Annotated in this window: 19 protein-coding genes and 1 pseudogene; 19 read left to right on the top strand and 1 reads right to left on the bottom strand. The window is 55.8% G+C overall.

The window, feature by feature from the left end:
• Positions 1–163 precede the first annotated feature (163 nt).
• From ACVX3G_RS06400 to mbcS, 4 genes and pseudogenes are all read left to right on the top strand, one after another.
• Positions 164–1,310: pseudogene (locus tag ACVX3G_RS06400) on the top strand (cysteine desulfurase family protein).
• A gap of 4 nt (positions 1,311–1,314) precedes the next feature.
• A complete protein-coding gene (gene thiI / locus ACVX3G_RS06405) occupies positions 1,315–2,520 on the top strand; it encodes a tRNA uracil 4-sulfurtransferase ThiI (RefSeq protein ID WP_033025998.1) in 1,206 nt (401 codons plus the stop codon).
• A gap of 81 nt (positions 2,521–2,601) precedes the next feature.
• Complete coding sequence (locus tag ACVX3G_RS06410) at positions 2,602–2,805, top strand: alpha/beta-type small acid-soluble spore protein (RefSeq protein WP_011232268.1); 204 nt, start codon at positions 2,602–2,604, stop codon at positions 2,803–2,805.
• A 137-nt stretch (positions 2,806–2,942) separates the two neighbouring features.
• Positions 2,943–4,535, top strand: coding sequence for an acyl-CoA synthetase MbcS (gene mbcS, locus ACVX3G_RS06415; protein WP_014196554.1), 1,593 nt, complete (start codon positions 2,943–2,945; stop codon positions 4,533–4,535).
• 163 nt (positions 4,536–4,698) lie between these two features.
• Here mbcS and ACVX3G_RS06420 read toward each other — a convergent pair whose 3' ends face one another.
• Entirely contained in the window at positions 4,699–5,502 is an 804-nt protein-coding gene (locus ACVX3G_RS06420; protein ID WP_011232266.1) for an NAD kinase, read from the bottom strand.
• Between the two features lie 109 nt (positions 5,503–5,611).
• Between ACVX3G_RS06420 and sppA the strand changes: the two genes are divergently transcribed.
• The 15 genes from sppA (at position 5,612) to ACVX3G_RS06495 (ending at position 19,961) form a co-directional block, all read left to right on the top strand.
• On the top strand, positions 5,612–6,619 hold the full coding sequence (sppA, locus tag ACVX3G_RS06425) for a signal peptide peptidase SppA (RefSeq protein WP_014196553.1): 1,008 nt from the start codon (positions 5,612–5,614) through the stop codon (positions 6,617–6,619).
• Positions 6,620–6,631: 12 nt separating this feature from the next.
• Positions 6,632–7,102 carry an RDD family protein gene (locus tag ACVX3G_RS06430; RefSeq protein ID WP_013524344.1) on the top strand — a complete coding sequence of 157 codons (471 nt, stop codon included), beginning with the start codon at positions 6,632–6,634 and terminating at the stop codon, positions 7,100–7,102.
• A gap of 109 nt (positions 7,103–7,211) precedes the next feature.
• On the top strand, positions 7,212–7,901 hold the full coding sequence (locus ACVX3G_RS06435; protein WP_014196552.1) for a DUF2953 domain-containing protein: 690 nt from the start codon (positions 7,212–7,214) through the stop codon (positions 7,899–7,901).
• Between the two features lie 11 nt (positions 7,902–7,912).
• Positions 7,913–8,377, top strand: coding sequence for a GerW family sporulation protein (ytfJ, locus tag ACVX3G_RS06440; RefSeq protein ID WP_013144472.1), 465 nt, complete (start codon positions 7,913–7,915; stop codon positions 8,375–8,377).
• 124 nt (positions 8,378–8,501) lie between these two features.
• On the top strand, positions 8,502–9,002 hold the full coding sequence (gene tpx / locus ACVX3G_RS06445) for a thiol peroxidase (RefSeq protein WP_011232261.1): 501 nt from the start codon (positions 8,502–8,504) through the stop codon (positions 9,000–9,002).
• Between the two features lie 119 nt (positions 9,003–9,121).
• A complete protein-coding gene (locus ACVX3G_RS06450) occupies positions 9,122–10,111 on the top strand; it encodes a class I SAM-dependent methyltransferase (RefSeq protein WP_014196551.1) in 990 nt (329 codons plus the stop codon).
• Positions 10,112–10,489: 378 nt separating this feature from the next.
• A complete protein-coding gene (locus ACVX3G_RS06455; RefSeq protein WP_011232259.1) occupies positions 10,490–11,680 on the top strand; it encodes an acetate kinase in 1,191 nt (396 codons plus the stop codon).
• Positions 11,681–11,912: 232 nt separating this feature from the next.
• On the top strand, positions 11,913–12,425 hold the full coding sequence (locus tag ACVX3G_RS06460) for a hypothetical protein (protein ID WP_011232258.1): 513 nt from the start codon (positions 11,913–11,915) through the stop codon (positions 12,423–12,425).
• Positions 12,426–12,561: 136 nt separating this feature from the next.
• A complete protein-coding gene (locus tag ACVX3G_RS06465) occupies positions 12,562–12,912 on the top strand; it encodes an SCP2 sterol-binding domain-containing protein (RefSeq protein ID WP_011232257.1) in 351 nt (116 codons plus the stop codon).
• A gap of 135 nt (positions 12,913–13,047) precedes the next feature.
• On the top strand, positions 13,048–14,583 hold the full coding sequence (locus tag ACVX3G_RS06470) for a long-chain-fatty-acid--CoA ligase (RefSeq protein ID WP_011232256.1): 1,536 nt from the start codon (positions 13,048–13,050) through the stop codon (positions 14,581–14,583).
• Between the two features lie 20 nt (positions 14,584–14,603).
• Entirely contained in the window at positions 14,604–15,746 is a 1,143-nt protein-coding gene (locus ACVX3G_RS06475; protein WP_014196548.1) for an acyl-CoA dehydrogenase family protein, read from the top strand.
• Positions 15,743–16,957, top strand: a complete 1,215-nt coding sequence (locus tag ACVX3G_RS06480; RefSeq protein WP_011232254.1) for an acyl-CoA dehydrogenase family protein — start codon at positions 15,743–15,745, stop codon at positions 16,955–16,957. Before ACVX3G_RS06475 ends, ACVX3G_RS06480 begins: the two co-directional genes overlap by 4 nt.
• Positions 16,958–17,054: 97 nt before the next feature.
• Positions 17,055–17,846 carry an enoyl-CoA hydratase/isomerase family protein gene (locus ACVX3G_RS06485; RefSeq protein ID WP_011232253.1) on the top strand — a complete coding sequence of 264 codons (792 nt, stop codon included), beginning with the start codon at positions 17,055–17,057 and terminating at the stop codon, positions 17,844–17,846.
• A gap of 15 nt (positions 17,847–17,861) precedes the next feature.
• Positions 17,862–18,704 (top strand): SDR family NAD(P)-dependent oxidoreductase, encoded by an 843-nt coding sequence (locus tag ACVX3G_RS06490; protein ID WP_011232252.1) that lies wholly within the window; start codon positions 17,862–17,864, stop codon positions 18,702–18,704.
• A 114-nt stretch (positions 18,705–18,818) separates the two neighbouring features.
• Complete coding sequence (locus tag ACVX3G_RS06495) at positions 18,819–19,961, top strand: thiolase family protein (RefSeq protein WP_011232251.1); 1,143 nt, start codon at positions 18,819–18,821, stop codon at positions 19,959–19,961.
• The last annotated feature ends 18 nt before the right edge of the window (positions 19,962–19,979 follow it).

Below are 19,979 nucleotides of genomic sequence, written 5' to 3' on the forward strand. Positions count from 1 at the left end.
CCCAAGAATCTCCCACCTCTAAGCGCAGGTGGGAGATTGTTCAATGGGTTTTTGGTGAATAATGTAAATGACGGTGTGTTTTCGTTGTCGATTGGCGCCTGTTTTGGTTAAGATGGACGATGTACAGCGATATTTTGCCGACAATGAGCGGAGGATGGAAGCGATGATTTATCTTGACAACAGTGCGACGACCAAACCATTTCCCGAGGTGATCGATTCGTTCGTCGCCGTCGCAACGAACTATTTTGCCAATCCGTCGTCGCTCCATGGGCTGGGCATGAAGGCGGAGCGGCTTTTGGCGCAGGCGCGTGAACAAATCGCCGCCATGCTGCGCGTTAAGCCGAACGAAATCGTTTTTACCTCCGGCGGAACGGAGGCGAACAATTTCGCCATCAAAGGGGTCGCCTGGCAATATCAGCGGCGCGGCCGGCATATCATTACGACGAAAATCGAGCATCCGTCTGTCGCTGAACCGTGCCGCCAGCTTGAGGAGCTTGGTTTTGAGGTGACGTACTTGCCGGTCGACCGCGAAGGAAGGGTATCGGTTGAGCAAGTGGAACGCGCGCTGCGCGACGATACGATTCTCGTGTCGGTCATGCACGTCAATAACGAAGTTGGCACGGTGCAGCCGATCGAAGAAATCGGCGCCCTCTTGTCCCGCTATCCGAAAACATTGTTTCACGTCGATCGGGTGCAAGGGATCAGCAAAGTGCCGCTCGACTTGAAGCAAGCCGGTGTCGATTTATGCACGATATCGGCGCATAAATTTCACGGATTGCGCGGCGCCGGCTTGCTTTACGTCCGTGAAGGCGTCCGCTTGGCGCCGTTGATTGCCGGCGGCGGGCAGGAGCGGCAGCTTCGGTCCGGAACGGAAAATGTCGCCGCCATCGTCGCGATGGCGAAGGCGCTTCGCTTGGCGCTCGAGCGCTACGAGCGGGACATCGGCCGGCTTCAAGCATTGAAAGACGAGTGGCTTGAAGCGCTCTTGGCGATTCCAGACATCGAGATCAACACGCCGCGCGATGGCGCCGCTCCTCATATCATCAACTTTTCGTTAAAGCGCGGCGTGAAGCCGGAAGTGTTTGTTCACGAACTGGAAAAAAGAGGAATCTACGTTTCGACGACGTCAGCCTGTTCATCGAAAAAAAAAGGCGCCGAGCAAGACGCTTTTGGCCATGGGGCTTGGTGAAGACCGAGCCGAGCGCGGCATTCGCATCAGCTTGTCGTTTGACAACAGCCGGGAAGAAATCGCGCCGGCGGTGGCAGCGATCAAGCAGGCGATCAAAACATTAAGCGAGGTAACGGAATAAGATGATGAACTATGACCGCATTTTGATCCGCTACGGAGAAATGACGACGAAAGGAAAAAATCGGAACATCTTCGTCCGGCGTCTTAAAAACAACATTGCCCGCAAACTGCAGGCGTTCGAGCGGATTCAGATTGAATATATGCGCGACCGAATGTACATTTTATTAAACGGCGAGCCGCATGAACCGATCATCGAAAAGCTGAAAACCGTTTTTGGCATTCATTCGTTCAGCCTGGCGATGAAGTGCGAAAACGATCTGGACGCCATTAAGGAAACGGCGCTCGCCGCCGTCCGCCAGCTCCCATACAAAGGAAAAACGTTTAAAGTGAGCGCCCGCCGCGTCGATAAGCAGTTTCCGTATCGAAGCGACGAGCTGAACTACGAGGTGGGGGCGCACATTTTGCGGCAGACGGACGGGCTTAGGGTCAACGTGCGCGAGCCGGATATTGACGTGCGCATTGAAGTGCGCCAAGACGGGACATATGTCACGTGCCGCGACATTTTCGGCGCCGGCGGCCTGCCGGTCGGAACGAGCGGCAAGGCGATGCTCATGCTCTCCGGCGGCATCGACAGCCCGGTTGCTGGTTATTTGGCGATGAAGCGCGGTTTGGAAATCGAGGCCGTCCACTTTTTCAGCCCGCCGTTTACAAGCGAACGGGCGAAGCAAAAAGTGATTGACCTCGTGCGCAAGTTGACGACATACGGCGGGAGAATCAAGCTTCACATCGTGCCGTTTACGGAAGTGCAGCAAGCCATTTATCAAGGAGTTCCGAACGAGTACTCGCTCATTTCCACTCGGCGGGCGATGCTTAGGATCACCGACGCGCTGCGCCGCCGCCAGCGGGCGTTGGCGATTGTCACAGGCGAAAGCCTCGGCCAAGTGGCGAGCCAGACGCTAGAAAGCATGTACGTGATCAATGAGGTGACCAACACTCCAATTTTGCGTCCGCTTGTTTCCATGGATAAGATGGAAATTATCGAGATTGCTAAACGAATCGATACTCACGATATTTCCATTCTTCCGTATGAAGACTGTTGCACCATTTTTACGCCAAGAGCGCCGAAAACGAAGCCGAAAAAAGAAAAAGTGCTCCATTATGAGAGCCAGCTCGACCTCGCTCCGCTTCTGGAAAAGGCAGTCAATGACACAGAAACGCTCGTCATTGATGAAGAAACAGGGCAGGGCGATGAGTTTGCCGAGCTGTTTTGAATCTCAAAATTTACCAAAAAGCATCGCTGCATATCGCCATCTGTTTTCACACATTCTATAGGTACAAGGAGGTGAAAACAGATGGCACGCAACAACAGCAATCAACTGCTTGTTCCGGGTGCGCAACAAGCGCTGGAGCAAATGAAATATGAGATCGCTCAAGAATTTGGCGTGAACTTAGGCGCTGACACGACTTCGCGCGCCAACGGTTCGGTCGGCGGCGAGATCACGAAACGTCTCGTAGCCATGGCGCAGCAACAATTGGGCGGCGCACGCCAATTCTAATTTCATAATGATGGCTTACGCGGCGGGGGCATTCCCCGCCGCTTTCATATGAGAAAAACGGTATTCAAAATAGAACGACTATTTTGTATAATAGAGATGCCGACCAAGGCGAAACAAGACAGAGGGGGAGAGGAACGATGAGGCGGGAAGACTTGATTGCTCCCGAGCGCTACAATTTAACATCGGAAATGGAACGGCATGCGGCCGCCGACCCGGACCGGATCGCGTTGAAATGGGAGAGCGAGCAAGGCGAAACGAAAGAGATTACATACGGCCGCTTGATGGCGCGCGCCAACCAAATTGGAAACGCTTTCTTATCACATGGGCTCGAAAAAGGCGATAAAGTGCTCGTCATGATGCCGCGCCTCATTGAAACATACGAAGTGTATATAGGGGCGCTCAAAGCCGGGCTTGTCGTCATCCCAAGCTCGGAGATGCTGCGGACAAAGGATTTGCAATATCGGCTCGTCCATAGCGAAGCGAAGGCGGTTGTCGCTTATGCGCCGTATACGGACGAATTTGCGCCGATTGACGGCATCGAACGTTTGACGAAGTTCGTCATCGGGGAACCCCGGGACGGATGGATTCCGCTTGAAGACGCCATGGCCAAAGAGAGCGAAACGCTTGAGGCGGCGGATACCTCGCGCGATGATATGGCGTTTTTGTCGTACACATCCGGCACGACCGGCAATCCGAAAGGGGTCGTCCATTGCCATGGTTGGGCGTACGCCCACTTGCGCACGGCTGCGAAAAACTGGCTGTGCATTGAAGAAGGAGACCTCGTTTGGGCGACGGCCGGACCGGGATGGCAAAAATGGATTTGGAGCCCGTTTTTATCGGTGCTCGGCTCGGGGGCGACCGGTTTCGTCTACTACGGCCGCTTTGAGCCGGAAACATATTTGCAGCTATTGGAAAAATACAACATCAATGTGCTGTGCTGCACGCCGACCGAGTATCGTTTGATGGCGAAAGTGCCGGACATCGGCCGCTATCATCTATCTCATTTGCACAGCGCCGTGTCCGCCGGAGAGCCGCTCAACCGCGAAGTGATCGACACGTTTGCCAAGCATTTCGGCGTCGAAGTGCGCGACGGCTACGGCCAGACAGAAAACACGCTGCTTGTCGGCGTCATGAAAGGAATGCCCATCAAGCCGGGTTCGATGGGGAAACCGACGCCAGGCAACCGCGTCGAAATTATCGATGAAAACGGCGAGCCGTGCCCGCCCGGACAAGTCGGCGACATCGCCGTCCATATCGAGACGCCGGCGCTGTTTAAGTATTATTACAAAGATCCGGAGCGGACAGCGATGCAGTTCCGCGGCGACTACTACATTACGGGAGACAAAGCGCGCAAAGACGAAGACGGCTATTTCTGGTTTGAAGGCCGCGGGGATGACATCATCATCAGCGCCGGCTATACGATCGGCCCGTTTGAAGTCGAAGACGCGCTTGTCAAGCACCCAGCCGTAAAAGAGTGCGCCGTCGTCGCCAGTCCGGATGAAGTGCGCGGCCATGTTGTCAAAGCGTTTGTCGTGCTGCGCGACGGGGTCGACAAAGACGATTCGTCTCTGATTCCGGCCCTGCAAGAACATGTGAAACAGTTGACGGCGCCGTACAAATACCCGCGCAAAATCGAGTTTGTCGACGATTTGCCGAAAACGGCGTCCGGAAAAATCCGCCGCGTCGAGCTGCGCGAGCGGGAAGCCCGCCTTGTCGGCCGGTCGTCGTAAGTAGAAAGAGCCGGTTGAGCTGGCCGTTGCCAGAAGCGGAGCGATGTCCGCGCGGCGACCAAACAAGAGGGTGTCTCGTTGCGAGACACCCTCTTGCCGCATGCGCGTCGAACGGATTCGCCATTTTAGATCCGGTGTTTCGCCGGGAGAACAGACACACGCTTCACAAAAAGACGCGTTTCACTTTATCCCAGAACGAATTGTCTTTTAGGCGCACCGTTTTGACCACCCGGTCGCTTAAACGAATGTCAATCCGCTCAATATGCTGGATGCTGAGCGCTTCATTGTCGAGGCCGATGATCGGAAAATGGCTTGTTTCTTCCGACATTTTCAGCGTCAACGTCCGCGAGCCGCTCAAAATGAACGGCGAGCCGAGCGTCCGATAGCGGTTGCTGTTGAGCGAGGCGAGTTCGCTCACTTGAAAGCACGGCAAGAGCGGATCGACGACCGCTCCGTGCACCGATTTATTGTAGCCGGTGCTGCCGGTCGGCGTCGAAACGATGATGCCGTCGCCGCGGAACGTCTCGAAATGCAAGTCGTCGATGAAAACGTCGATCGCCATCGTTTTAATGATTTGCGAGCGGATCGAACATTCGTTTAAGCAGAAAAACGAAGCCGCGCCGTCGATCGTCACTTCGATGATTGGGTAGCGCCGCACTTCGAGTTTCCAATTTTTCGCCGCTTCCACCATATGATCGATGTCGTCAATATGGAAATCGCAGTAAAACCCGCGCGCCGGCAAGACGGACACGCCGACGTACAAACGGTCAGGAAGAAATCCCGTCTGCCGCACCGCCTGCAAAAACGCGCCGTCATCCCCGATGCTGACGATGATGTTCGCTTCCCGATAGTCGTCGACGACAACAAACGGACCGCGCTCTGCCAGCTCAATGAGCGGCTTCACCCGTTCGATGAGCTTGTCGTCGCGCTTATAAAAAAAATAAAGACGGTTGCGTTCCATATCCATGTTTTGCGTCCTCCCGATGGCATCATCTAATCAATCGATGTACAATGAATATTGTACCACGTTTGCCAGGATTCTAAAAATATGGGCAGCCGATGCAGGGGGGAAGACGATGAATCGAAAACGATGGACCGCGTTGGCCATCGCCGCCGCCTTGTTTGTGATCTCGGTGCTTGTTCAAGCGGTTGGCGTTCTTTTGTCCGACAAGGCCGGCGGCTGGTCGGAAAGCTGGCTGGCGCTCATGGAGTCGCCATTTAGCGAAGAAGTCATCGCCGAGGGCGACCCGTTGAAAAAAATCGCTGTGTTGGAAGTGAACGGAGTTATTCAAGATGCGGGGGAAGCGGAGTCGCTTCTTTCCTCATCACAGTACAACCACCAAACGTTTTTGCAAATGATCAAACAGGCGAAAGAGGATCAAGACGTCAAAGCGATCATCTTGCGCATCAATTCGCCGGGCGGCGGTGTCGCGGAAAGCGCGGAAATTTACGATCAGCTGATGAAGCTGAAAAAGAAGACGAACAAGCCGATTTACGTATCGATGGGGGCCATGGCCGCCTCGGGCGGTTACTATATCGCTGCGGCCGGCGATAAAATTTTCGCCAGCCCGGAGACGATCACCGGCTCCATTGGCGTCATCATGCAAAGCGTCAACTATGAAGGGCTGGCAAAGAAGTACGGCGTGGAGCTTGTCACGATCAAAAGCGGGCCGTACAAAGACATCATGAATCCGGCGCGCAAAATGACCGAAGCGGAACGGGAGATTTTGCAGCGGCTGATCAATGATTCGTATGATGCGTTTGTTGATGTGGTAGCCAAAGGGAGAAAGCTGCCGGAAGACACGGTGCGCAAGCTGGCGGACGGCCGCATTTATGACGGGCGACAGGCGAAGGCGCTCCGCCTTGTCGACGAGTTCGGCTACTTGGATGACGCGATCGCTGCGCTCAAAAAAGAGCATCATTTAACCGGCGCTCAAGTCGTAAAATACGTGAACGATGCGCCGTGGAGCTCTCTCTTTGAGATGGTGTCGAACCGGATGAAGCCGGACAGCGAGGCGGCCGGGCTCATCCGCCTGTTGTCGCGCCCATCCTCGCCGCGGCTTATGTATTTATACGCCGAATAAAGGAGTGGAAACATGACGGACATGCAAATAACGGCGACGCTGGCGGATCATCTCCCGCCGGCAGAGCGCCCCCTCTGCTACGGCGGCTTTTGGCTTCGTTTTTGGGCGTATTGCCTTGATGTCATTGTTGTCTCAAGCCTCAACCGGCTCATCGTTTGGCCGCTTTTTCGCCTGTTCGATTGGCCGCTTGCGCAGGACGGTTTGTTCGCGCCAGCGGCGGTCGCGGCCGCCGTCGTCTTTTACGCCTATTTCGTGTTGATGACGAAAGCGTTTGGGCAGACGCTTGGCAAAATGGTGTTCGGCTTAAAAGTGGTCGATGAGCGCGGCGAGCCGCTCACCTGGCTGACCGTGTTGTTTCGCGAAGTCGTCGGCAAATTCATCGCGAAAAAATTGCTGTTCATCGGTTTTTTGTTTGTTGCGTTTTCCGAAAAGAAAAAAGGGATGCATGACCAGTTCGCGGATACGATCGTCGTCCGCGAGTAACAATTCGCCTGCATCAAGAACAGAACGTCAACCAATGTCCGCCTGCCGAAACGGCAGGTTTATTTTTTTTCCAGATGGCGACAATGTATGATGAAAGGGAGGGCGGACATTGAAAGCAGTCATCGCGGTCATCGCAACGGTTGTTCTTTTGCTTCTTCTCGTCGCCTGGATGAAAGTATCGGTGACGGTCGTGTTTCGCCATGTGAAAGACGACGATGAATGCAAAATCGTGGTGCGCACGCTGTTTGGCCTCCTCCGCTATACTGTCCGCATTCCGCTCATCAAGCTGGACATGGATCCGAATGCGCCGGGAGTGGCGTTTCTCCAGAAAAAAGGAGTGGAGGGAACGCGCGGGAAGGAGGAAAAGAAAGGGAAATTGACCCTAAAAAAAATCGCTGACCTGTTTCGACAGCTGAAACGGTTTCTCGAGCAAGTCGTCGACTTGCATGAAATTATGAAACAATTTTATCGCCACGTGACGATTACGAAATGGGAGTGGAAAACGAGAATCGGCACCGGCGACGCCGCGTCAACCGGCTTGCTCGTGGGGCTTGGCTGGTCGCTGAAATACATGATCATCGGCGCGGCGAGCCGCTATATGAACATGAAAACAACTCCGGCTGTCGCCATCGTTCCGGCCTACGATCGGGCCGCTTCGGAAACGGTGTTTTTATGTATGATTCAGTTTCGAATCGGGCATGCTATGGTAGCAGGATTGCGAGTGGTCAAACATTGGCGCGGACGGCGGCTGCCAAAGCGAAACCCATTGGCGGCCAAGCAGGCAAATGAAGGCTACTAGGAGGAATGACGATGACGAACCATCCGATTCAAGGGCTGATGACAACAGCGATGGAAAACTTAAAACAAATGATCGACGTCAATACGATTATCGGCGACCCGGTGGAGACGCCTGACGGCAGTGTCATTTTGACCGTTTCGAAAGTCGGGTTTGGCTTTGCCGCCGGCGGCAGCGAGTTTATGCTTGACGGTCAACAAAATGGCCACCAAGGGGCGCAAGCCGACGGGAACGGGCAGGCCCAAGGGAACGGACATCCGTTTGGCGGCGGCAGCGGCGGCGGCGTCTCGATTACGCCGATTGCGTTTCTCGTCGTCAACTCATCCGGGGTGAAGCTGCTCCATTTGGATGAAAGCACGCACTTATACGAAAAAATTCTCGATGTCGCGCCGCAGGCGTTTGAGAAGATTCAGGCGATGCTGAAGAAAAACAAGAAAGACGGCGCCGCAGGCCAAAAAGCAGACGACTTTGACATTTAGCCGGACCGTTGGCGTCCGGCCTTTTGTTTGTCTGCTGTCATGAACGGACAAAATCGTTGAAAAATTCCGTTCCGCGTTTTAGTATGGAAGTAGTACATATTTTTTCTAAAGGGGGAGAGAACCCATGGCCTATGTGACGTTTAAAGGGCAGCCGGTGACGCTTGTCGGCAACGAAGTGAAAGTCGGCGACAAAGCGCCGGATTTCACCGTGCTTGATCAAAACTTGCAGGAAGTGACGCTCGCGGATACGAAAGGGCACGTCCGCCTGATCAGCGTCGTTCCGTCGCTCGACACCGGAGTTTGCGACGCGCAAACGCGCCGGTTTAACGAGGAAGCGGCAAAGCTCGACAATGTGAAAGTGTTGACGATCAGCGTCGATTTGCCGTTTGCGCAAAAGCGGTGGTGCGGCGCCGCCGGCATTGAGAACGTTCAAGTGTTGTCCGACCATCGCGATGTTTCGTTCGGACAAGCATACGGCGTCTTGATCAAAGAACTGCGCCTGCTTGCCCGCGCCGTGTTTGTCATCGACAGCAATGACACAGTGACGTATGTCGAATACGTGCCGGAAGTGACGAACCATCCGAACTACGAAGCGGCGATTGAAGCGGCGAAAGCGGCGAAATAATGAAAAGGCCCCGACCCGTTCGGGGCCTTTTCGTTCCTATCGGCGCTTTTCTTGCGGCGCGAGGCGGACGGTCGTACAATATACAGAAGGGACGTTGGCAGAAAGGTGGGGACGTACAGATGATGACGCCAGTCGAACGGTTGTTCACGGTATTCGATGAAACGGCCCAACTTTTGCAAGAAGAATTGCAATGCACGTATTTAGAAGCCGTCGCGGAGACGGGGGAGAATTTGTTCCACGGCGACGTGCTGCAAAGCGAAGTGAGCGAGCTGAACGCGAAACGGCTGAAAAAGCAGTATCGCGAACTGATGCTGGAACGGTTTCAAAACGAAGAAATCCGCAAGGCGTTTCAGCTTGCGGTGTTAAAAGGGATGCGCAAGCATGTCCAGCCGCACCACCAAATGACTCCGGATGCGGTCAGTTTGTTTTTGGCGTATTTGGTCCGCGAGTTTACGCGCTCGCATTTGGCGCTTAAGATCCTCGACCCGGCCGTCGGCACGGCGAATTTATTGACGGCGGTGTTAAACGGCCTTCGAGGAAAACAGGCCAACAGCTACGGCAGCGATGTCGATGATCTGCTTGTCAAATTGGCGTACGTCAACGCGAACTTGCAAAAGCATCCGGTGCAGCTGTTTAACCAAGACAGCCTAAGGCCGCTGTTTGTTGAGCCGGTTGACGTCGTCGTCTGCGATCTGCCGGTCGGCTATTACCCGGATGACGACAATGCCGCCCGCTTCGCCTTAAAAGCGAAGGAAGGCCGGTCGTATGCCCATCATTTGTTCATCGAGCAAAGCTTGCGCTATACGAAAGAGGGCGGCTACTTGTTTTTCCTCATCCCGAATATGTTGTTCTCGAGCCCGCAGGCGGGGCAGCTGAACGAATTTTTAAAAGAGGCGGCCATTGTCCAAGGAGTCTTGCAGCTGCCGCTGTCGATGTTTAAAAACGATCAGGCGGCAAAAAGCGTGTTGATTTTGCAAAAGAAAGGGCCGAACGTCAAAAAGCCAAAACACGTGCTGCTTGTCGAGCTGCCGCGGTTTTCCAACAAATCGGCGATGCAGGCGATGATGGCGAAAATCGACGCCTGGATCACCGAGGAAAAAGAATGTTGACGAAAGGGTGTCCCAAACGCAACGGGACGCCCTTTTTGATCACCGTATAGGCCGTCAAGCCCCTTCACAAAACGAGAGGTTGCATCTTCCTCCCCTTGCGCTCACGCGTGGAAGTGGGGGTCTTCTCGGCTCAAGATGATAAATGTTGCTCTTTTCTTCATCGAAGAATCGCTGTTTTTCACCGACCTTTTCGGTCAGCTCCGTTTTCATTTTTCACAACATAAAAACTTTTTCTTGCAACCGGTTGCGAAACAAAGCCGCGCTTGAAACGCGAAAACGGGAGGCATACAATGAAAAAGGCATAGTGAAACAGCGCCCAATCGCGCACACTAACGGTAAGCGCGAGCGGATTTTGGCAAAAAAGGAGCTGTGTTTTCGATGGCGAAAGTGCTAGCCATTAATGCGGGAAGTTCCTCGTTGAAATTCCAGCTGTTTGAGATGCCGGCAGAAACGGTGTTGACCAAAGGGGTCGTCGAACGGATTGGCTTTGACGACGCGATTTTCACCATTGTCGTAAACGGTGAAAAACATCAAGAAGTGACGGCGATTCCGGATCATGCCGCGGCCGTTAAAATGCTGCTTGATAAGCTCATTCGCTACGGCATTATCCGTTCGTTTGACGAAATTGACGGCATCGGGCACCGCGTCGTCCACGGCGGGGAGAAGTTCAGTGATTCGGTGCTCATCACCGAGGACGTCATCAAGCAAATTGAAGAAGTGTCCGAGCTCGCCCCGCTCCATAACCCGGCCAACCTCGTCGGCATTCGGGCGTTTCAGGAAGTGCTGCCGGACGTGCCGGCCGTGGCGGTGTTTGACACGGCGTTCCACCAGACGATGCCGGAACAGTCGTTTTTATACAGCTTGCCATATGAGTATTACACGAAATTCGGCATCCGCAAGTACGGATTCCACGGCACGTCGCACAAATACGTCACCCAGCGGGCGGCGGAGCTTCTCGGCCGACCGATCGAACAGCTGCGCCTCATCTCGTGCCATTTAGGCAACGGGGCGAGCATCGCGGCGGTTGAGGGCGGCAAGTCGATCGACACGTCCATGGGCTTTACGCCATTAGCCGGCGTGGCGATGGGAACGCGCTCCGGCAACATCGACCCGGCGCTCATCCCGTACATTATGGAAAAAACGGGAATGACTGCGGATGAAGTGATTGAAGTGCTGAACAAAAAGAGCGGCATGCTCGGTCTGTCCGGCATCTCGAGCGATTTGCGCGACTTGGAAAAAGCGGCCGCCGAAGGAAATGAGCGCGCGGAACTGGCACTTGAAGTGTTTGCGAACCGCATTCATAAGTACATCGGCTCGTATGCGGCGCGCATGTGCGGAGTCGATGCCATCATCTTCACCGCCGGCATCGGCGAGAACAGCGAAGTCGTGCGGGCGAAAGTGTTGCGCGGCCTCGAGTTTATGGGAGTTTACTGGGATCCCATCCTAAACAAAGTGCGCGGCAAGGAAGCGTTCATCAGCTATCCGCACTCGCCGGTCAAAGTGCTCGTCATCCCGACCAATGAAGAGTTGATGATCGCCCGCGACGTCATGCGGTTGGCGAATTTGTAAGCGGATTGTAATAAAAAGAATCGTTGCAGCCATTTTGGCCAAAACGGCTGCCCCAAACAAACGGGGCAGCCATTTTTTTGTTTTGCCGCTTTGGTGCGCTTGATTCTTGTTTCAACAACTCCGGACGGAGATGTCTTGCGTTTTTCGTCTCCCCGGCAATCATCGGAATTGCCGGCGGCGTTGTTTCACGCCAAAATGAGAGTGCATACTCGGTTGAAGGGAGTGAACGGATATGGCATTGTTTCGTGATGATGCTCATGTGTATCGGGTGATTGGCGAGTTTATGCAAATTCCGTCGCGCCCAAGGACGGAATTTGAGCTGCGCAGCTGGTGGGAGCGGCATCCAGCGTATAAGGAATACGGCAACGAGGTGGAGCAAATCAATCGGATTGGAGAACAAATCCGCCGTTCCCGCGCCGCGTTCGTCTTTTATTTGACCGATCCGGAGGCGGTCATCAGCATCGATGCGAGGCGGCCGGAAACCGGTGAAAACTACGCCATTTATTTCGGGCAGGCAATCGATGCGCCTGATGTCGCCATCAAGACGACCGGCGATATCGCCCACCAATTTTGGGGCGGCAACATCAACGTTCCATTGGCGCTCATGACCGGAAAAATGAAGGCAAAAGGATCGAAAGCGAAGGCGTTGCAGCTGTTGCCGCGCATCGTGCCGGCGTTTCCGCTTTATCGGCGCTATTTGGAACTGATCGATGAGCGCGCGCTTCTCCATGCTTTAAAGGCGTAAAAACATCGGGGAGCGCCGCGAGGGAGGAAAGAAAGTTCCGACGATTTTCGGGATAGGACATGAAACGGAAACGCGATATAGTAAAAGTACAAAATGAAATTTCAGACAGTTCTAAATTTTTAAGGAGGCCATGAAGATGACGACGGTAAGAGACATTTTCCAACTGATCGATTCGCAATTGAGGGAAGACCCATCCCGCGCCGATGGGATTGTCGCGGTGTACCAGTTTAACTTAAGCGGGTCTGATGCGGGGGTGTACCAAGTCGTCCTTCGCCCAGACGCTGGATTTGTCATTGAAGGGGAGCAAGAAACGCCTGATTGCACGCTCAGCATGGACAGCGAGGATTTTAAAAAAATGGTGGACGGCGAGCTCAACGGAACGGAAGCGTTTATGAGCGGGCGGCTTCGCATTGACGGGGACATGGGGCTGGCGCTGCGGCTCCAAGAAGTGCTGTCCGCCTACAACAGCGCCAATCAAAACCAATAAGCACAACAAGAAAGCCGGCCGGCATGTTTTTCCGTGCATTGACAACAGCGCCGACCGTCAGAAGGAAGGAGACGAAAGGCGGCGGGCTTGGCCTTTTTCGCAGGCCCGCCTAATTTGGTTAAAGGAGACGGGGGAATGGATTTACGAACGGTTTGGACGAAAAATATCGAGCGGTTCGGTCCTTATCCGGCACTGATTTTTGAAGGAAACGAATATACGAACGTGGACTGCGACGCCCGTTCGTCCCAGCTGGCTCATGCGTTGATTGAACTTGGGGTCAAGCCGGGCGACCGCGTTGTTGTAACGATGCCGAACAGCCCGGAAGTAGTAGTCGCCTTCAGCGGCGTCTTGAAAGCAGGAGCGGTTGTCGTGCCGGTGTTGCCGCTGTTGCAGACGCAGGAGCTCCATTACATTTTTAAAGACTGCGAACCGAAAGTTGTGCTGACGGCGGAAATGCTGTGGGCGAAAGCGAAAGAGGCCGCCAATGGCTTGCCGGCGCCTCCGATGATGTTTACGATTGACGATCCTCATTCACCGCGCTCTCTGCGAACAAGAATGGAGCAAGCTCCTGCCAGCATGCCGCTGGCGGCAGTCACCGAAAATGCCCCTGCCGCCTTGCTTTACACATCGGGAACGACCGGCCATCCGAAAGGGGTCGTGCTGACGCACCGCAATTTGTATGCCAACGCGGAAGCAGCGGCCGAGATGGCGAAGCGGCTGCCTACCGAATATGACCGCGTCGGTCTTGGCGTGCTGCCGATCTCCCATGCGTTCGGTTTTACGATGATGAACGTCGCGCTGTTATTGGGCGACAAGATCGTCCTCCTGCCGTATTTCGAGCCGAAAAAAGTGCTGGAGACAATCGAACGGCATCGAGTGACGCATACGGCGATGGTGCCAGCGATGTTCCATGCGTTGTGCTATTGCCCCGAGGCGGACCGCTATGACACATCCAGTTTGGTCGCGTGCGTGTCCGGCTCGGCTTCGTTGCCGCCGTCGCTCGCTTGGCAGTTTCAACGCAAGTTCAATTGCCTGATTTTGGAGGGATACGGACTGTCCGAGGCGGCGCCGATTGTGACGGCGACCGATCCGACGAAGCCGATCAAGCCGGGGTCGGTCGGGCTTCCGTTGCCTGGCGTGCAAGTGGCTGTCGTCGATGAACACGGCAACCGCCTGCCGCCGAACGAAGTCGGAGAACTGATTGTTTCCGGCCCGAACGTTTTCCAAGGCTACTACGGAAAAGACGAAGAGACGCGCCAAGCGCTGCGCGACGGCTGGCTGTATACCGGCGATATGGCGCGCATCGATGAAGACGGGTACGTGTTTATCGTCGACCGGAAAAAAGATGTCATCATTCGCGGCGGATTCAACATTTATCCGCGCGATATCGAGGAACTGCTTATGTCCCATCCGGATGTGCTTGAAGCCGGCGTTGTCGGCGTCCCTTCGCCGAAAATGGGGGAAGAAGTCGCCGCATATGTCGTCGTCCGACGTGGGTCCCAAGTGACCGAAGAGGAGCTGATCGAGTTTTGCCAAAAGCGGGTGGCGAAATACAAAAGCCCGCGCTTTTTGAAAAAGGTCGGCTACCTGCCGAAAAACATCATCGGCAAAATCGACAAAAAGAAGCTGCGTGAATGGGCCAGCGAGTTTATTCCCGCTGTCCAATCATAATGGAAAAGGAGAGGGACAAGGTGATTTCGTTTCAACCGACTGAAGAAGAACAGGCGTTTTTTCAAGTCGCCCGCAGCCTTGCCGTCGAGAAAATTCGGCCGGCCGCGAGAGAATGTGAGAAACGCCGGACCGTTTCGGCTGACTTGAGTGACCGGGTGGATGAGCTCGGCTTGTCGGCGCTCGAGCTCCCGGAATCGTGGGGAGGCTTGGAACTGCCCCTTCTGTCGCAAGCGCTCATTTGGCAAGGGCTCAGCTATGGCGATTTAGGCGTCATTCAAGGGCTTCCGGGGGCGCAAGAGGCGTCTTCCCTCTTTCGTCTGTCTTCCGAGCACCGCGTGTGGCACCGGTACCGGGAGATGGCGAAAGGCGGATGGCCGACTGTCTCCTGGATCGACGAAGCGGAACAAAAAGAACCGCTGAAGGAAGCGATTCGCGTGCGCCGGCGCGGCAGCGGATATATTGTGGACGGGGTGTCGTCTCCAGTCCGCTTGGCGTCGAAAGCCGACTGGGCGGTCATCGCCGCTAGGGACGAAGAAGAGGAAACGGTATTGCTCGCCTTTGATGAGCGAGTATGGGAGATCGAAGAAGGAGACATAAGGCTTGGGCTGCTTGCTGCCGGCATCGCTCGCCTTCGGTTTGCGGAAGTGTACGCCGGTCCGGAACAACTCGTTGCCCGCGGACCGGAAGCGGACGCATTGCTCAACCGCGTGCGCGCCCGAAACCAAGTCATCGAAGCGGCGAAGGAAGTCGGCTTGATGGAGGCGGCGCTTGATTACACCATTGAATACACTGCGGGAAGAAAGGCGTTCGGACAAGAGATCGCCAAGTTCCAAGGGGTGTCATTTACGATCGCAGAGATGGCGTTCGAATGCCGCGGGGCGAAACTGCTTGTATGGCAAGCGGCCGCTGCGGTTGACCAAGGGGATGAACAGGCGGGCGGCTACGCCTGGAGGGCGTTGTCGCGGGCTCATCGTTCCCTGCGCTATGTCACCGATCAGGCCGTGCAAATGCTCGGCGGGCACGGGTACGTGCAAGAATATCCAGCCGAAAAATGGATGCGCGACGCCGAAGCGCAAGTGATGCTGTACGGCCGGGAAACGGACTGGCTCATCCGCCGCGGCGAACAGCTGCTGGGCAAACGGAAAGAGAGGGTGGCGCCATGATTTCCTTTGAATTCTCACCGCAGCAAAAACAAATCAAAGAACTCGTTCATTGGTTTGCTAAACATGAAGTGCGCCCGATCGCGCTGGAGGCCGACCGGCTCGGGCGGGTGCCGGACGAATGGCTGCAAAAAGTCAACAAAATGGGCATCCAGCTGAATGCGTCTTCGTTTGGCGGAGGGCGTCCGCCGTCTCATGCGGAAGGAAAGAAAGAGAAAAAAGAGCGCGAAGGCAACCGCGTGGCCGTCATCGCCGCTGAGGAGCTCGCGTGGGGATGCCCAGGCATCGCCCTTTCCCTTCCCGGCCCTGGCCTTGGCGGGCCGCCGATTCAATCGAGCGGCACGCCGGAGCAGAAACGGCGGTTTTTGTCCATTTTCACGAAGGAGGAGCCGCGCTGGGGAGCTTACGCCTTGACGGAACCGGAAGCCGGCTCGGACGCGTCCGGCATCCGCACGACGGCGAAAAAAGTGGACGGCGGCTATGTATTAAACGGGCAAAAAATTTTCATCACCAACGGCGCCCGCGCTTCTTGGGTCGTCGTGTTCGCCACGGTTGATCCGAAGTTGGGCCGCGCCGGGCACCGGGCGTTTGTCGTCGAAAAAGGGACGCCGGGATTTGTCGCGACCCGCACCGTCCATAAGATGGGTTTGCGCGCCAATGAAACGGCGGAGCTCTTGTTTGAAGACTGCTTTGTTCCTGATGAAAATTTGCTTGGCGGTGAAGAGTTGTATAGCGCAAATGCGAATAAACCGTCCGGTTTCCAAGTGGCGATGAAAACATTTGACAGCACGAGGCCGATCGTCGCGGCCATGGCCGTCGGCATCGCCCGCGCCGCCTATGAATATACGCTTGACATCGTTCGCAGCGAGTACCCGAAACAAGGACGGTTGTACTATGAAGCAGCCGCCCTGCTTGCCGAGGCGGAGCAAGAGATTGACGCTGCTCGCCTGTTGACGTGGGAAGCGGCGTGGAAAGCCGACATTGGCGAGCCGAATGCGATGGAAGCGGCCGTCTGCAAAGCAGTCGCCGGTAAAATGGCGCTTCATGTCTGCGCTATGTGCCTTGAACTGCTCGGTCCCGTTGGCCTTGGCGGACATTTGGTCGAGAAATTGTACCGCGATGTGAAAGTGTTTGATATTTTTGAAGGCACGCAGCAAATCCAGCGCCTTGTCACAGCAAGACGGTTGTATGCGCCATACGGCGTGCACGTATAGAAGAGCGAGGCGGCGACCCAAACATCTCCGCTCGCGGTGGAGAGCGATGATCATTTGTGAAGTTTGCCGGTTCGATTGAACGAAAGGGGGAATTCCGATGCCTTATGAAACGTTGCGCATAGAGCGGCGAAACAAAGGAGTCGCTTGGGTGATGATCCACAACCCGCCGGCGAACGCCATTAGCGAGCGATTAATGGAAGAATTGGAGAAAGCGGCCGATGAATTGGAAGCCGACCGCGGAGTGCGCGTTGTCGTCATCGCGTCGGCCCATCCGAAAACGTTTCTCGCCGGCGCTGATTTAAAGGACATGATTCAGCGAGGAACCCAGTTTGCCGGCAATGAAGCGGGCATCGCCGAACAAAGCGCCCGCATGCAGCGCTGTTTCGACCGCTTCGCGACGATGCCGAAGCCGGTCATCGCGGCCATCAACGGCTATGCGCTCGGCGGCGGCTGTGAATTGGCCCTGGCGTGCGATTTCCGCATCATGGGCGGCGGCAAAATCGGCCTGACAGAAGTCTCGCTCGGCCTCATTCCCGGCGCGGGCGGCACGCAGCGGTTGACGCGCCTCGTCGGGCGGGCGAAAGCGACGGAACTCATTTTTCTTGCCAGACGGCTTGACCCGCAAGAAGCGCTCGAACTCGGCCTTGTTCATCGCGTCACGCCCCCGGAGCGGTTGGAAGAAGAGGCGTCGGCGTTTGCCGAGCAACTGTCAGAAGGGGCCGTGCGGGCGATGGGGCTCGCCAAGCGGGCCATCTATGCGGCCGAAGGGCTTCCAGAAGACGGATTTGGCATCGAAGCGGCGTCATTTGCGGCAACGTTTAAGACAGGAGAGCCGGCGATTGGGCTGGCGGCGTTTTTCCAAAAGAAACAACCGCAATTTTTACGTTAAACGGAGGGATCACCGATGTCGTCATGGGCGGAACTGCTGAAAGGAAAAGTGGCGGTCGTCACCGGCGCCTCACGCGGCCTCGGGCGCGCGGATGCCTTGGCGCTTGCCGAAGCGGGAGCGGATGTCGTCATTACCGATATTTTGCTCGAATCGGATGAAGAAAGCAAACAGACGGCGCAAAAATATGGGCCGCTCTCACAAGTGATGCAGAGTACAAAAGTGGTGTACGCCGAAAAGACAGCGGAAGACATTCGCGCCATGGGGCGGCGGGCGCTGGCTCTCAAAATGGACGTCACCGACCGCGAGCAAGTGAAAGAAGTGTTTGCCCGCGTCAAGGAAGAGTTTGGTTCCATTGACATTCTCGTCAACAACGCCGGCACGCTCGACCACGTTTCGCAAATCGAAAAGCAAAACGATGAGTTTTGGGAGCGCGATTTGCGGGTGAACCTGACCGGCACGTACAACTGTACAAAAGCGGTATGGCCGTATATGAAAGAGCAAGGATGGGGGCGGATCATCAACATGTCGTCCGTCGCCGGGACGCTTGGCGGCTTTGGCCAAGCGAGCTATTCGGCCACGAAAGGAGCGGTGTTGAGCTTTACGAAAAGCATGGCGCTTGAGGGGGCGCGCTACGGCATCACCGTCAACGCCATCGTGCCGGGCATCATCAATACAGAAGCGTTCCGCATGGGCAATCCGAAAATGAACGAGCGGATGATCCAGCGCACGGCGTTCCGCCGCCCGGGCGAACCGGAAGACGTCGCCAACGCCATCGTGTTCCTTTGTTCCGATAAAGCGAAGTACATCACGGGGATTGGGTTGAATGTTTCAGGCGGCATCGAATTGTTTACGTTCTGATGAATAAGCGGCCCGCTTTGGAATGTGGCGATTTGAACATAGGAAGAGAGGCCTGCGGCGGCTCTAGCCGCGCAGGAAAACGGTTCGATTTTGATACGGAACAGGAGGAGCGGCATGAGGGAAGTGGTGATTGTTGACGCCGTGCGCACGGCGATCGGCAAGAAAAAAGGGGCGCTCTCAAGCGTCCATCCGGTCGATTTGCTTGTTCCGGTGCTGCGGGCGCTTGTCGACCGAAATGGGCTGGATGCCGGCCTGGTGGAAGATGTCATCGTCGGCTGTGTGACGATGACCGGAGAGCAAGGGGGCAACATCGCCCGCCAAGCGGTGCTCGCCGCCGGATTTCCGGTCGGAGTGCCGGCGTTTTCCTTAAACCGGATGTGCGGCTCGAGTCAGCAGGCCATCCATAACGCGGCGCAAGCGATTTTGGCTGGCGACATCGACATCGCCATCGCCGCCGGGGTCGAAAGCATGACGCGCGTTCCGATGGGAAGCGACATGGGGCGGTTCAGCCGCCAGCTGACAAGTCGGTACAACATCGTGCCGCAAGGGATTTCTGCGGAGATGATCGCGAAAAAATGGGGATTGTCGCGGGAAGAGCTTGATGCGTTTTCCTTGCAAAGCCATGAAAAAGCGGCGGCGGCAACCGACCGCGGGATGTTTGAGCGGGAAATCATTCCGCTTGACGTGCCGGGCGAGGAGGGGACGGTGTCCTTCACCCGCGACGAAGGGATTCGGCGCGACACCTCGCTCGAAAAGTTAGCAGCGTTAACGCCATCATTTCAGCCAAAAGGCGGTGTCATCACGGCCGGCAACTCAAGCCAAGTGAGCGACGGAGCGGCCGGCGTGCTGCTCATGTCGGCAGAAAAAGCCCGGCAGCTCGGTTTGCGACCGAGAGCCCGCATCGTCGCCCGCGCGGTCGTCGGCGAAGATCCGATTCTGATGCTCACGGGCGTCATCCCGGCCACGCGCCGCGTGCTCGAAAAAACGGGACTGCGCCTTGAGCAAATCGATGTCATCGAAATCAATGAAGCGTTCGCTTCGGTCGTCAAAGCATGGGAGCGGGAGCTCGAGCCGGATATGGCAAAAGTCAATCCGCGCGGCGGGGCGATCGCCCTCGGACACCCGCTCGGCGCGAGCGGCGCCCGGCTGATGACAACGCTGCTCCATGAGCTTGAGGACATGGACGGGAAATACGGATTGCAAGTGATGTGCATCGGCTTTGGCATGGCGACAGCCACGATCATCGAGCGGCTGTAAGCAGAAAGGAGGAAAGCG

Source organism: Geobacillus sp. PLS 41 (genome assembly GCF_056494105.1).